The sequence below is a fragment of the Lactococcus formosensis genome, from assembly GCF_018403745.1.
Taxonomy (GTDB): domain Bacteria; phylum Bacillota; class Bacilli; order Lactobacillales; family Streptococcaceae; genus Lactococcus; species Lactococcus formosensis.
On sequence record NZ_BOVP01000001.1, the window covers coordinates 348571 to 362606 of the forward strand.

Genomic DNA, 14036 nt, shown 5'->3' on the forward strand with positions numbered 1-14036 from the left:
ATTTCCCCTTTTTAAACTAATTTCAATGATTCAGCGTAAACAACATATTCATAAACAAATTTCCCTTTTTGGGTACGATTGCGAACTTGTGCCAGTTTAACATCTGTCAAAACAACTTCTTGACGGCGTGTAGGTTTTGCGGCACTAGAGCCTTCGACACGGATTTCAAAACCTTCTGGTTGTTCTTTACTGGAAGCATGGTAACGAGTATAACCTTGCTCAACACCACGTTTTGCTTCAACTGTAACATTTTTATCTACGATGATTTTCTCACCGAGTAATTTTTTGGCTTTAATTGGAAATTTAATCATTTTCTCTCCTTAAGATTAATATATTTTGCTAGTTAATGTCATAGCAGACAAAGTTAGGACATCATTTTTTCAGGTTAAATATGAATTTGAAAATTAATAATGGTAATAACACAATTGAGATAACCATAGCCATTAATATTATCACTAAAGAAACATTTTCTTCATCTTCATTTGGCACTTCATAATAATCATAAATCATATTTTCATAACCTCAATAAATATTTACTTAAGACATAAATTTTTTATATGTTGCTTTAACACGTGTTAAAGTCCGTTCTGCATTCAAAAAGCCCCAGTCATTACTGGAAGCTTTTATTTTTTGTAACTGATCTATCGCTTTTTTATACGACAGTTGCAAGGCTGTTCTTTGGTCATAACGTAAACAACAGTCCATATGAAAATTATCATATATCAAATTGCAACGTCGCTCTATTTCTGTCAAATAGTTTCCTCTCTTATTCTAAATTATTCAACCAGTTCTCACTCTCATGAAAAATCCTTTGAATAACAACTTCATCTGAATAATCAATAAAAAAATACCAATATTTCCATTGGTATTTTTTACGTATTTTTTTATTGTGTTCAAGTAAAGGATAACCTGATGGATTTTTTGAAATACTATCCTTAGCATTTTCAAACTCTCTATCAAATTTTCTTAAAACTTGTCTTGACCTTGTTTGATAGTAAAGGAAGTCCCTTAAGCGTTCTAGGTCACGAGCTGCTTTAGTCGATAAACGTACGTTGTTCATCTTTAACCTTTAATCTTCCCAATGCTTCATCAGCATCTACTGTCCCTTCTCTGTAAGCAGAAGATAAGCCCTCCATAAGTTTACCATCTAGGATAACTTGATTACGGAGTTTTCGCAGTTCATCCTGCATATCGTCATATTCTCTTTTAGAAATGGTAACCATTTCCTCACGTGATATATTCAGCATAGCCATAACTTATCTCCTTTACTTTTTCTACTTTGATTATACCATAGCTTTATAACTCTATAAACTGTCCTACTTTCTTTTAGATTTTATCTTTGCGTTATATTTTGATTTTCAGTGCTTATCGACTACCGCCCTCCGTCTGCCGTACTAGCAAATAGTTCAAGGTTTGAAAAACAAAAAAAGCTCTTTCCACGACCAAGAAGAAAGAGAGTGTGAAGCCATTAGACATTCACTATTGACCGTACAGGAATCGAACCTATATTTTCTTTGGTACTCTGATGAAAACCAAAGATGTTTTACATTAAACTAACAGTCATTATAAAATCAGCTATAAAAGCCGATTTTTTAAAATTTATAACATATACTATTAAAATATCTTCATCATACATTACTGCCAGTAAAACAAACATTACTCTAGGAGCAACTCATTGACTTAAGTTTCTCTTTATAAATAAAAAGAACAAACACAATCTATTTAGTTGTTCATTGACTTAAGTTTTTACTGTTTTTCAGAACAAGCCCTATCTATTATTTCAGAAGGTCAGATATTCTTTCTTTTCTTTAGATATTTTTGATTGAATTGAGAAAGCGTGGAAGATACCCTGAAACTCAATATCCAGATAATGTAATATATCATTCAACATTATCACTATTTCTTTAAATATTTTTGTTTTAGCTGAGAAAGCGTGGATATTATACCCTGAAACTCAGCAGTCTTATTAGTTTTTTGTTTGAGTGACTTGTTAACCCCTTGTCACCAAGAGCAAGAAAGGCACGGACTTTTAGGATAACAAACACAATGAAAGTTGGTTTGGTTTCCGATTCACACGAGTTCTTCTGCTATTGCATAATGCTAGCATGAATCCTATATCCCAAAGGGCAGTTTTCTGCCACCTTTATACTCCTTCAGATTTTCTAGGCTCTCCTATCTCTCTGAAGTTGCTCCGCTCAGTCGTATCTTTCATTCACCTGCAGATTGTACACATTATCTCACTTTACTGTTGCGTACCCACCATCAGTCAATTAATCACACTTGAAGCAAATACTTCTTCATGCTATAATAGTAGTGTTCATGTACTATTAGTAGCACAATTAGGTTTAACTTTTTTGTTTTACTTAATTGAGTTATTTATAATGTTACAAATGCTCCATTTATTGGGGCTATTTGTTTATTTATGTTTTCAAAACAGTTAATGCATTCATTAACTATATTTATATTTTAATGTATTCATTAAAATTTGTCAAGCATTAAGTACAAATTTTTTTGATTTTTTTGGGAGGAATATTTTATGTTCTATGAAAGACTGCAGTTACTTGCAAAAAAAAATAAAAAATCATTAAATCAAATCGAAAAAGAATTAGAGTTACCCAAAAACACTCTTTATAACTACAAAAAAAACAGTCCTACAACTGACCGCTTAAATGCTTTAGCTAAATATTTCAATGTAAGTACTGATTACCTTCTTGGACGTGAAGAACAAAAAATAGATAATGATTTAACTGAAGAAGAAAATGAACTTCTCGCTGCTTTTCGCCTTGATAATAAAGACATGAGTTTAGAAGAACAAGCTGAATATGATGAAGCTATTAAAGAAATGATGGCAATAGCTAAAAGACTATTAAATGATGATTCTAAATGGAAAAAATAGATTATCATTATGAAAAAATTCGAATATCGAACTTCAAGTTCTCAATTTTATAAACAATGCCTCACAAAAGCAAATTTGTTACTAGATCAAATTTCTGAAACATTAAAAAAGCCTAAAATTAAAATAACTCCATTAGATATTATTTTCTATTTTGAAATGAATTATAATATTCTTTTCACGTTTTTTGGGTCTACTCCTTCACACAAAATAAATAAATTTGAAGCACTAGTACAAAATTCTAACTTTGAATTTGTAAATAAGAAAATGGTTAATCGCCTCGCAGGTATCACTATTCCTAAAAATGGAAGAATAGTCATTATGATTAACCAAACTATGCCACGTTCACGTGTTATTTATACAATACTTCATGAACTTTGCCATTTATACTTTCATAATATGGAAGCAAACAAAAGAATTTTTGCTTCAAAATTCTATGGAAATTATCCTGATAAAATACTACCTTATGAGGATGAGGCGAATATCATAGCTTCTATCTTATTTTGCCCCACCGACAAACTGGAATCATTATTTTACAGAAATTATTCTTTTAGCAAAATTATCTTAGTAACTAACATGAGTCACAAAGCTTTGCATAATCGACTTATGAATTATTTATATCATATTTTAAAACTACCTCGACCACTAGCTTTGGAACTAGTTTTAGGACTAAAAAATAATAATCATCTTGCTTCTAATAAAATAAAAAATCTCGTAATCCAAAAAAACTCAGGAAATGCGGCTAATAATAATTCTCCAATTAAAATAAGTAATGGAAATATTATAAATATAGTATCCTGTGTGTCCTTTTTAAAACGCCTATCATTAAACGAACTTATTTTAGAATTAGAATATGCACATTTCACTAAAAATACCTTATTGGAAGAATTAGTAATGAATGAATATTATAAAAAGCAATCAAAAAAACTGCTGGTTTAATCCAACAGTTTTATTTATTTTTTACGAGCATTTTTGTAAGTTTCTGAACCTTCTTTTACATAATCTTGTCCATAAAAACTAAAAATATCACCTTTTATAGTATAAGGTGTACTAGCTTCTCCAGCATATGACATAGTTTTTTTCTTTAGATCTAAATCCCAAGAAGAATCACCTTGTCCCTCTGTATCTGAAGTATATGTTAATTTATCACCTTTTATAACAATTTTTGGTGTATCAAAATATTTAGTATCTTCTTTATCATAATCTGAATAAGAATAATACGTTCCATCCAAATTGTTTGATTTTATTTGTTTTATTCCAAAAAATACGGAAATTAAAACTACTAAACCGATAATACCAATAATATAATATTTTTTACTTTTCATTTTCCTACCTTATTTCTAATAAATTCTACACGAATGGAACCATCATGTGTTAAATTGATATTTAGACTACCATTCTGTATGCTATCTTCTAAAAATGAAATTGCATATGGTTGAAGATTATATTGAAATAGACCTCTATTATCACTCAATTCAGCTGAACGATAGATTATATGCTTTTGTTCTAACGGAACTCGCATACCATCAGACATTGACACGCTAGCTGCCATGTTAAAACTATTACTATCATCATTGTAAAAATATCTAACTAACCAAGTTATTTCATGAACTGATATTGTATTTTCTAAATACTTCAAGGCAATTTTTTTAGGAGAAAAAATTAGCTCAAAACCAATACTCCACAAAACTCCAAGTGCTATTAAAATTAAATATAATCCAGATATTACCAAAGCCAATCCTATGTACATTTGATAATCTTTTTTAAAAGATTCCAATCCAATTTTTAAAATAACTTGATTAGGTAGATAAGTTATTAATAAAGTCCCTAAAAAAATTATTGCCATTAATAGGGTTAAATTAATCTTTTTTATTAGTTCTCCAATAAACTCGAACATTTTATTCTCCATCTTTAATATAAAAACATACTCTTAATATATATTTTACCATAAATAAAATTTATAAAATAAAAAGTCGTTAATAATAACGGCTCTTTACTTTATAAATTTTAAACACACTGCTTCATTTGCTTGGTTAATTTTTTGGTTAGTTTTAATCTTCCTTTATCAGAAAGGTTCATTTACTGCGGTAAATACAAACTTTAAGATAAAGCTTTATTTTAGCATAATCACACTTACAAAGTAAAAAGTCATTCTAAGACTTTTTACTTTTATTTTAAACGGCTATCTATCTGACTAAAATCCCTTTATAATTAGGCTTGGGCAAACTAATATGATACACCGAATTCACTATAAATATACTCTATTAAAATTGGTGTTAGGTCGTACCCTAAAGATTTTTCAACTAACTTGTCTAAAGTTTTATAACTCAACTCTCTACCATATCTTTTAATACTTTGATAAAAATAATTAGTTATAACAGAAGCTTTTATTATTGTAATTGGTTCATTTTTAATATCCCTTATACACGCTGGGGTAAAATCAGGTGTAACAACAATAGTGTATAAAAGGGAATGCCTCTCTCTATGTTGTTTAAGTCTTGAAGAATGAACTTCAAGTAGCTTATTTTTAGTAGACTTCGCTTCAATAGTAAAGTTCTTTTTATGAACTTCTGAAACATCATAGATACAAACAACATCTGGTTCACCAGCTCCTGAAATTTTTCTTGCCGAAACATCTTTAAATAAATTAAATGCGTCTGCTAAAGCATCTTCAAATAAATCATAATCTCTATGTTTTTCATTTCTTGAATACCTATTTATAGAAGAAACAATTTCAAGAAGTTCTTGATTTTCCTCACCAATGGTTTCACCAATTTCAGTCAATAATTCCTTAGGATAAAAGCTATAAAAAGACATTACTATATCTTCCATAAACTTCCCTTGAGCATCTTCTCCTTCAGGATAAGGCTTTTCATAAAATGGATATTTCTCTAATAGTCTTTTCACAAATGGAAATACTTCTTGTGATAAGCTAACATAGTTAGTCCTATAAGCTCTATGGCCAGTATTATTCCCTTGAACTAAGCTTCCCACACTTTCACCTTCAACAATATCTAATATACCTGCACCTTGAAATAACTGAGAAGCATAGCTCCACTCATGTATAGAGTTAGCCAATACACTTTCTTGTTTTTTAAATTCAACTAATTTTTCTTCAACCGAAGTTTTTCTTAGAGCTAATATATCCTGTATTAAATCCTCATATGTCAGTTTATCACATCGTTTAATAAACATAACTAGAAAAAAAACTTCATCATTATATAATTTTCCAGAAAGTCGAGGATCAACCAATAAATTAAACAAGAGGCGAAATGGAAAAATATTAAAATCTCCTGACATTTTTGAAAAAGGTTGACGAAACGGATTACCTATTAACATCGTCAAAAAAATTTTAGATACCTTTTCTGAATCTCCAATGTTATCTAGTAACAAATTCCCCAAAGGACTGAAAACAAATTTTTTATCGCCTTGCTTTTTAGTTTTTCCTTTAGCATAAAAACCAAACATATACCAAGCTATTTGAATAATCTTAAACTTACCTGTGTCAATACTAATCTTTTGTCGAGGAGAATATACGCCTTCATTTTCCATCTCTTCTAACATCTCTGTGATGCCTTTATCAGTCAATATTGCATTTCTACGAAGTGCGTAAGCATAAACAATCATTAAATCAAAATCTTTCATGTACTTCATTATTGTCCATTTTTGCTTTAAATCATATCTATTATATTCAATCATTCTAAAATGTCTCTTTCCACTTAATTTATTTTTTTATCATTTCTACAATTTTCTTACTAAGTAATGGTGGAACCGACTCTCCTATTAACATTCGAACAAATTTATCTTCTTTTTCATCTAGCTGTTCTGGGATATTCCAATCAAGTGGTAAAGAGGAAACAATAATTATTTCACGCAAGGTTAGAGCCCTAGCATCACTCCAAGTTCCATCATCTTTTAGTCTACCTGGATGTACATTATTGTGGCCACTAATCATAAAATTATTTGTAGCTCTAGCTGGGGAAGGTTCTGACCATTTCATTCTCTTATATGTATTATGAAACCCCTTAACTTTTACTCCATCCTTTTTCTTAGGATAATGTATAGGATTAGTCATTGCACTTTTTCCTTCTGGAGTATGCTTCATCACATGCACATTCATCTCGCTAGCTTTTAAGGCATTATGCCATTTTAGTGAACTTTTTTCCCCTGCCTCGAGACTCGGAAGATTACCAATAGATTCTTCAAGAGTAATTATCTTATCGTCTTTTTCAGGCCATGCCCATGATAATTTCTTTTTAAATAATTTTACAATAGCACGAGGACGACTTTGTGGTACTCCATAATCTTTTGCATTCAGAATATCTGCTTCAATAGTATATAAATCACCAAACTCTTGTTCTAGAATATCAATAAATGAATATTCCCCTTCTTCATATGTAAACTTCATTTTCAAAAATTTAGGAACATTTTCCACTAATACATAGCTCGGGTGTAAATCATGAATCGCTTTAATAACATACCAAAAAAGTTCATTTCTTGCATCAGTATAATATTGTTTTTTTCCTAGGGTACTCATTCCTTGACACGGAGGAGTACCTATAATCATATCTACTTTCTCTTTTTTTGCAGAGTTAATTACTTTGTTATATATAACATCATCAGTTATACTGCCCGTTATCATATATGTATTAGGATGAAGTCTCTTATAATAATCTGCTCGTTCTGGAACCACTTCATTGGCAACTTTGACATCAAACCCAATTTCTTCAAAGTAGGTTTCAGCAATACCCGCACTAGAAAACAGCGATAACAGTTTTATATTGTTTTTCATTTAATACCTTTTACTATTTCTTTTAACATCAGTGGAGGAATTCCTTCACCTATCAATGTTCTAAATTGTCTTTCACTTAAATTTGAAGGAATGTCCATATCTCCAGGCAAAGAAGAAATTATCAATAATTCCCTTAATGATAGAACTCTTGCATCAGAATATGTACCATCGCTTTTGAGTCTTCCCGGATGAACATTTTCCTGAGAAGAAATAATCTCATTTCTCATTGTCACTGTTGGAGCTGGAACATCCCACCGCATACGCTTATATGTGTTATTAAAGCCTTTTATTCTCTCACCATCAACCTTTTTCGGAAAATAATGCTTATTATCAAATGCACTTTTCCCTGTGGGTGTATGCCTCATACATAAAATTTGATTATCAGGATGCTTTCTAGAAAAATGATTTTTTACACTACTCTTCTCCCCAGATTCTAAAATTGGCAAATTACCTATAGCATCCTCCAATGAAACTATTTTTCCACTTGGACTAACTCTCCAATCTAAACCCTTCTTCCATACTCTATATACTATTCTAAAGCGAGTCTGAGGAACTCCAAAATCTGCTGCATTATATTCTACAACTTCAATATTATAATATTTTTCATATTTCACTTTCAATAATTCTTCCAGTGACAAAAATTCCCCCTTATATGGAAATACCATCTTTTTAAAACGAGGAACATTTTCTATAAGTAAATAATTGCTTTTTAATTTATCAAAAACCTCTAATGCCTCTAATACTAAATAATTTCTAGGATCTTTTAGATAATCCTCTTCTTTCTTATTAAGACCTGCTAATGAGACTCCTTGACACGGAGGAGTTGCAATAATTAAATCTATTTTCTGATTCAATACCTTATCATATATTTCTTTTTTTACTCTGTCCCTCGTCAAATCTCCTATAATAATATCTGTATCAGGATAAATATCTTTATGAGCTTCTGCACGTAATCGTTCAAGTTCACATGATAATACCATATCTATTCCTGCAGACTTTAAGTAGTACTCTGCAACTCCTATACTAGAAAATAATGATATACCTTTCATTCTTCCTCTTATTCTATTTATCTAACTTATTACCTTAAAATATCCACATGATAATTTTTTTATATTTATATTCATATGGTAATCATATAATTCTACACAACATTATAACATTTAAGCTTAAATTTTCAGTAATATTTGTACCAATCATCGCACTATTTCAACTGCACCATCATTTAAAATTTAAAGTACTATTCAATGATTATATTGACTATATATTCTCCATTTACTTTTTAAATATCACAAAATATATGATTTAGTAACTCTTTCTCATCGCTAAGTATTAAAAAAGAATATATTATAAATATTTTTTTCTTTCAATTTTTGCATCCACACAGTAAAAAAATTGCTAAGCTATTAAAACTCAGCAGTTTTTTATTCGACAAATTACACACACACTTTAATTGCTTGGTTAGTTTTTTGGTTAATTTAATACCCCTTCTATCACAATTACTGTTATAGTGCGGATAGACAAATTTTAAATCATTTTACCATAATGCTTTATATTAATATTTTATCACAATCAAACCTACAAAGTAAAAACCGCAGAATTATTATTTCACGGTCTTTATTTTATAAATTTTATTACACACATTTTCATTGCTTGGTTAGTTTTTTGGTTAGTTTTTATTTAATAATACTCTAAACCCAATAATAATAATCAAAAAACAAATATTTTGCTATAATTACATTATACAATAGAAGTAACAATTTAATATATGGAAACACACACATGCTAAAATATCCTCAAGGATTAAATAAACAAAGAAAAATTTTTTCAGAAAAACAAACGGAGAAAAAAGTGGTGCATAACACTGCGAAAAGTGCTCCGAATATGGTAAAATCTAAATCGGCAGTAAAATTTGGTAAACGTGGAATGAACTTTGAAGCAGAGATTAATGCGACGAATGATTATTATCTCGCACATGATATCGCTGTGATCCATAAAAAACCAACGCCTATACAAATTGTAAAGGTGGATTATCCCCAACGTAGCCGTGCTAAAATTACCGAAGCCTACTTTAGACAGGCTTCAACGACAGATTATTCTGGCGTCTACCAAGGAAGATATATTGATTTTGAAGCCAAAGAAACCCATCAGAAGACAAGTTTTCCTCTGAAAAATTTTCATGAGCATCAAATCGTCCATATGTCTAAAGTTCTTGAACAAAAAGGGATTGCCTTTGTTCTTTTACACTTTGCGTCTTTGGGCGAAACTTACTACTTGCCTTCTGAGAATTTGATTCGTTTTTATCAAGAGAAAAAAGGTTTGAAATCTATCCCTCTTGATTACATTAAGCAACATGCTTACCAAATTTCATCAAATCAGATTCCTAGGATTCCATACTTGGATATCGTTAATCAACTTTGCGAGGTGAATTAAAATTCCTACTAATAAACGAAAAAAATCAAAAATGAATCGAAATACAAACACAACAGTCAAAAGGTCCCTCATTTCGACATTGAAATGGGCTTTAATTCTTATTTTTTCAACAATCATCCTGACTTTTGTTGCTGCTGGTGCACTCTTTATCTATTACGCTAAAGATGCCCCAAAATTAGACATGAGTAAATTACAGTCACCACCATCAACTGTAGTCTATGACAAGGACGAGAAAGTAATTGCCACCCTTGGAGCTGAACAGCGCGATTTGGTACAGACTGATAATATCCCTGTCATGCTCGTTAATGCTGTAACCTCGATTGAAGACCGTCGCTTTTTCAATACACGTGGTGTTGACCCAATACGTATTGCTGGTTCTTTAGTTAATAACTTGCGTGGCGGACATATCCAAGGTGGTTCTACCTTAGATATGCAGTTAATTAAGCTGTCTTTCTTCTCCACAGACTCCGCAGACCAAAACATGAAAGTCAAAATTCAAGAAGCTTGGCTTGCCTTACAGCTGGACCAAAAATGGTCGAAAGAGCAAATATTTACCGCTTATGTTAATAAAGTCAATATGGCAAATGGTTATTACGGTATGGGCACAGCTTCTCAAGCTTACTACAACAAACCCTTAACCGAGTTGTCTATCGCACAATTAGCCCTGCTCGCGGGTATGCCACAAGCGCCAAATACTTATAATCCTTATAAAAATCCAGAAGCAGCAAAATATCGTCGTGATTTGGTTATCAATTCGATGTACCGTAATGGTAAAATTACGGCGAAGCAAAGAGATGAAGCCATCAATACACCGATCGATGATGGTTTGCAAGATTTGAAGAGTGGTGTAAATATCCCTGACTATGCCAATGACTTCATCAATGAGGCCATTAAACAAGCCAGTCGAGAAACAGGGACAGACGCACCGAATGCTGGGTTAAAGATTTATACCACACTTGACAGCAAAGCGCAGGAAAATCTATTCAACATTGTCAATACCAATGATTCTGTACCATTCACTGATGACGAACTTCAAGTTGCTTCAACTTTGATTGATACACAGACAGGTGGCGTTGCTGCCCAAATCGGTGGACGTAAGCAAGAAATCGTTCCTTTTGGCTCAAATCAAGCTACAGAACCTACTCGTGACTGGGGTTCAACGATGAAACCACTCATCGACTACGCACCAGCTTTTGAAAATGGCATTTATACAAGCACTGCCCAAACCATTTCTGACTCTGGTCCCTATTTCTATCCCGATGCTCAAAATATTCAATTGAATAACTGGGACAATCAGTATCTGGGAAATATCTCCGTACGACAAGCTTTAGCACTTTCACGTAATATCCCAGCCATTAAAACTTTAGCTGCTGTAGGACTAGATAATGCGACCGCTTTTGCCAACAAACTCGGATTTAAGTATCCTGTAGAAACAGGAAAATATGATGACAAAGGTGACCCTATTTTTGAACCTGGAACTATGACTTTCGCTAATGGGATTTCAAGCAACTCAAGAAGCAGGGATTCTCAATATGGTGCAAGTTCTGAACGTATGGCTGCTGCCTATGCTGCTTTTTCGAACGATGGTATCTACACAAAACCTTACTATGTTTCGAAAATTGTGATGCCTGACGGCTCGACAAAGACTTATGAGCCAGAGCGCACACGTGCGATGAAGTCCTCAACTGCTTACCTCATTACCGATATTCTCAAAGATGTTATCAAAGGAAATGACGGAACAATACCTGCTCTTTCTACAGGTCTTTATGCGCAAACTCCTGGCCTTCCTGAAGCAGGGAAGACCGGAACTTCCAACTACGATGATGCTGAGTATCCAAAAGCACTTGAAACAGCTGGAATCACTCAAGCTCAGCTTCAAGGTGGTTCAATGGCACCAGACGAAAACTTTGTTGGTTACACACCACAATATTCTATGGCTGTATGGACAGGATATAAAAATAGACTACAGCCTGTCTATGGTGAAAATATGTACGTCGCTGCTAAGGTTTTCAAAGCAATGATGACGGATTTATATCCTGATCCAACATCAGTTGCAGACTGGCAAATGCCAAGTGATGTCGTAAAACAAGGTTCTGACCTTAGTGTAACAGGAAATTAATTTATGAAAATCGAGAAAATCGTTAGTGAAATTGCTCAGGAAAATGCTTATATCCTGAGCAATTCTGCTTTGAGTATACTTATTGATCCTGGAAGTCAACCAGAAAAAATTATTGAAAAACTCCACGAAATTGACAAACCTTTAACTGCTATTCTCCTCACGCATGCACATTTTGACCACATTATGGGACTCGATGCTCTCAAGGAAGCATATCCCAAAGCTAAAGTCTATCTGCATGCAAATGAAAAAGAGTGGCTAAAAAAACCCGAGCTCAATGCTTCAGCCTTAATGATGCCTTCACCTGTCATTTGTAAGAGTGATGCAGATGAATATTATGACTGTGATACCCCTTATAATCTCTCTGGGCTGAGTTTCCACGTGCGTCATACTCCTGGGCATTCTACCGGAGGGATCAGTCTGGTTTTTGAAGAAGAAAAACTTGTTTTTTCTGGTGACGCACTTTTTGCCGATGCAATTGGAAGAACAGACCTCCCCACTGGAAATCACAGTCAACTACTGCAATCTATTGAGGAGAAACTTTTTACACTTCCCGAAGACTATACAGTTTATCCTGGGCACGGTCCAAGAACGACAATCGGAAAAGAAAAGCTTTATAATCCATTTTTCTAATATAAAAAAGCCCATAGGGGCTTTTTTATTAGGTTTAATAAACTTCTAGAAATTTTACTCAATAAAAAATATCTCTACTTGAGAGAGATATTTTTTTATTATACAGATAATGTTTGTCCAGGATAGATATTCCCTGTGATACCGTTTATTGCAGCAAGATCATCTGCTGTTCTTCCATAAGCAGAAGCAATTGATGTTAATGTATCGCCTGATTGGACAGTGTAAGAGCTATAAACGGTACTTGTAGCCATCGTTGTAGCACTTGTAGTTGATGTGGTCGTTGCAGTAGTTCCAGCTGATGGAATTTGGAGGACTTGGCCTTGCATGATATGATCTATAGCTGAAAGACCATTTTGTGAGAGGATCGCATCCATTGACACACCATAATGTTCTGCAATATCGTAGACTGTATCACCTTCATGAACAGTATAGGTTTGTGTACCATATGAGCTTGTATCGGTAGAAGTTGTAGTTGTCACATAGCTTGTTGTTGAAGTTGTGGCTACTTCTCCACCATCATAAGCTGTTAATCCATACTGTGCAATAACTGCATTTAATTTTGAAGCATAATTTGGATCTGTGGCATAGCGTCCTTGCAACCAAGCAGTTGCATCTTGATAAGAGCTTGTATTTTCACGCCAAACACCTGAATACAAGAAAGATCCACGTAATAAACGTGCTTGTGCTGCACAAGCCTCCGCAACTGAAGCATAAGCTTGGAAAGGCTCCACGACATTATGCATTTGTCCGTCAAGAAATTCTTGGGTAGGCAAATAAACTGGATTTCCTGAAGTGTATTTCACTCCAAAAATATTGTTATAGTTCACAGCCAATGCACTTTGTCCCGCACTACTTTCCAAAATACCTTGGGCGATCATAACTGATGGATAAAGACCATACTCGTTTGCGACTGGAGTTGCTGCTTCAGCCAATTCTTGTACTGACATTGCTTGAGCTTTTACAGCCCCAAGGCTTGTAAGAGCTACAGCTGCTGCGCCAAATAAAAATTTGTGTTTTGTATTCATTTTAAAAACTCCATAAATAAAATATTCATTATTCCTAAGTATATACTATTTATTATCTAATGTAAAACTATATAACCCTTGATATTATATTTTTATAGCGTTCATTCGCTTTTTTTATGTAAAACTGATAAAGTAGGTTTTATAATA

At 32.8% G+C, this 14036-nt stretch carries 15 protein-coding genes and 1 pseudogene; 5 read left to right on the plus strand and 11 right to left on the minus strand.

The genetic code is table 11. The features are described from left to right. Positions 1 to 11: 11 nt before the first annotated feature. From KJS37_RS01740 to KJS37_RS01760, 5 genes and pseudogenes are all read right to left on the minus strand, one after another. Positions 12 to 311 (minus strand): hypothetical protein, encoded by a 300-nt coding sequence (locus tag KJS37_RS01740; RefSeq protein WP_213495642.1) that lies wholly within the window; start codon positions 309 to 311, stop codon positions 12 to 14. 226 nt (positions 312 to 537) lie between these two features. Continuing rightward, positions 538 to 705, minus strand: coding sequence for a hypothetical protein (locus tag KJS37_RS01745; RefSeq protein WP_230625255.1), 168 nt, complete (start codon positions 703 to 705; stop codon positions 538 to 540). 61 nt (positions 706 to 766) lie between these two features. Beyond that, a complete protein-coding gene (locus KJS37_RS01750; protein ID WP_014025141.1) occupies positions 767 to 1060 on the minus strand; it encodes a type II toxin-antitoxin system RelE/ParE family toxin in 294 nt (97 codons plus the stop codon). Then, positions 1035 to 1253, minus strand: a complete 219-nt coding sequence (locus tag KJS37_RS01755) for a hypothetical protein (RefSeq protein ID WP_040086686.1) — start codon at positions 1251 to 1253, stop codon at positions 1035 to 1037. The genes KJS37_RS01750 and KJS37_RS01755 overlap by 26 nt, the downstream gene beginning before the upstream one ends. Positions 1254 to 1482: 229 nt before the next feature. Beyond that, positions 1483 to 1563, minus strand: a pseudogene (locus KJS37_RS01760). 973 nt (positions 1564 to 2536) lie between these two features. Between KJS37_RS01760 and KJS37_RS01765 the strand changes: the two are divergent. Both KJS37_RS01765 and KJS37_RS01770 read left to right on the plus strand, forming a co-directional pair. Further along, positions 2537 to 2896, plus strand: a complete 360-nt coding sequence (locus tag KJS37_RS01765) for a helix-turn-helix domain-containing protein (RefSeq protein ID WP_213495643.1) — start codon at positions 2537 to 2539, stop codon at positions 2894 to 2896. Between the two features lie 9 nt (positions 2897 to 2905). Further along, positions 2906 to 3832, plus strand: coding sequence for an ImmA/IrrE family metallo-endopeptidase (locus KJS37_RS01770; protein ID WP_213495645.1), 927 nt, complete (start codon positions 2906 to 2908; stop codon positions 3830 to 3832). A 14-nt stretch (positions 3833 to 3846) separates the two neighbouring features. Here the strand turns inward: KJS37_RS01770 and KJS37_RS10385 are convergent, their stop codons facing one another. The 5 genes from KJS37_RS10385 to KJS37_RS01795 all read right to left on the minus strand — a co-directional run bounded on the left by KJS37_RS10385 (position 3847) and on the right by KJS37_RS01795 (position 8734). After that, positions 3847 to 4218 carry a hypothetical protein gene (locus KJS37_RS10385; RefSeq protein WP_244851291.1) on the minus strand — a complete coding sequence of 124 codons (372 nt, stop codon included), beginning with the start codon at positions 4216 to 4218 and terminating at the stop codon, positions 3847 to 3849. Further along, positions 4215 to 4790, minus strand: coding sequence for a super-infection exclusion protein B (locus KJS37_RS01780; RefSeq protein ID WP_244851293.1), 576 nt, complete (start codon positions 4788 to 4790; stop codon positions 4215 to 4217). Before KJS37_RS01780 ends, KJS37_RS10385 begins: the two co-directional genes overlap by 4 nt. A gap of 329 nt (positions 4791 to 5119) precedes the next feature. After that, positions 5120 to 6592 carry a hypothetical protein gene (locus KJS37_RS01785; RefSeq protein ID WP_213495648.1) on the minus strand — a complete coding sequence of 491 codons (1473 nt, stop codon included), beginning with the start codon at positions 6590 to 6592 and terminating at the stop codon, positions 5120 to 5122. 25 nt (positions 6593 to 6617) lie between these two features. Next, positions 6618 to 7685: a DNA cytosine methyltransferase gene (locus KJS37_RS01790; protein ID WP_213495650.1), complete on the minus strand. Its 1068-nt coding sequence runs from the start codon at positions 7683 to 7685 to the stop codon at positions 6618 to 6620. After that, the gene (locus KJS37_RS01795) at positions 7682 to 8734 is read right to left on the minus strand and encodes a DNA cytosine methyltransferase (protein WP_213495652.1); all 1053 of its coding nucleotides are present in this window, start codon (positions 8732 to 8734) and stop codon (positions 7682 to 7684) included. Before KJS37_RS01795 ends, KJS37_RS01790 begins: the two co-directional genes overlap by 4 nt. A gap of 730 nt (positions 8735 to 9464) precedes the next feature. On the opposite strand from KJS37_RS01795, the gene recU reads away from it, so the two are divergent. From recU to KJS37_RS01810, 3 genes are read left to right on the plus strand one after another with little or no spacing between them, the layout of a single operon-like run. Then, positions 9465 to 10115: a Holliday junction resolvase RecU gene (gene recU / locus KJS37_RS01800; RefSeq protein ID WP_017369393.1), complete on the plus strand. Its 651-nt coding sequence runs from the start codon at positions 9465 to 9467 to the stop codon at positions 10113 to 10115. Between the two features lie 31 nt (positions 10116 to 10146). Continuing rightward, a complete protein-coding gene (locus KJS37_RS01805; RefSeq protein WP_213495654.1) occupies positions 10147 to 12234 on the plus strand; it encodes a transglycosylase domain-containing protein in 2088 nt (695 codons plus the stop codon). Positions 12235 to 12237: 3 nt separating this feature from the next. Beyond that, positions 12238 to 12864, plus strand: coding sequence for an MBL fold metallo-hydrolase (locus KJS37_RS01810; protein WP_096368675.1), 627 nt, complete (start codon positions 12238 to 12240; stop codon positions 12862 to 12864). 98 nt (positions 12865 to 12962) lie between these two features. Here the strand turns inward: KJS37_RS01810 and KJS37_RS01815 are convergent, their stop codons facing one another. After that, positions 12963 to 13889, minus strand: coding sequence for a glucosaminidase domain-containing protein (locus KJS37_RS01815; RefSeq protein WP_213495656.1), 927 nt, complete (start codon positions 13887 to 13889; stop codon positions 12963 to 12965). Positions 13890 to 14036: the final 147 nt, after the last annotated feature.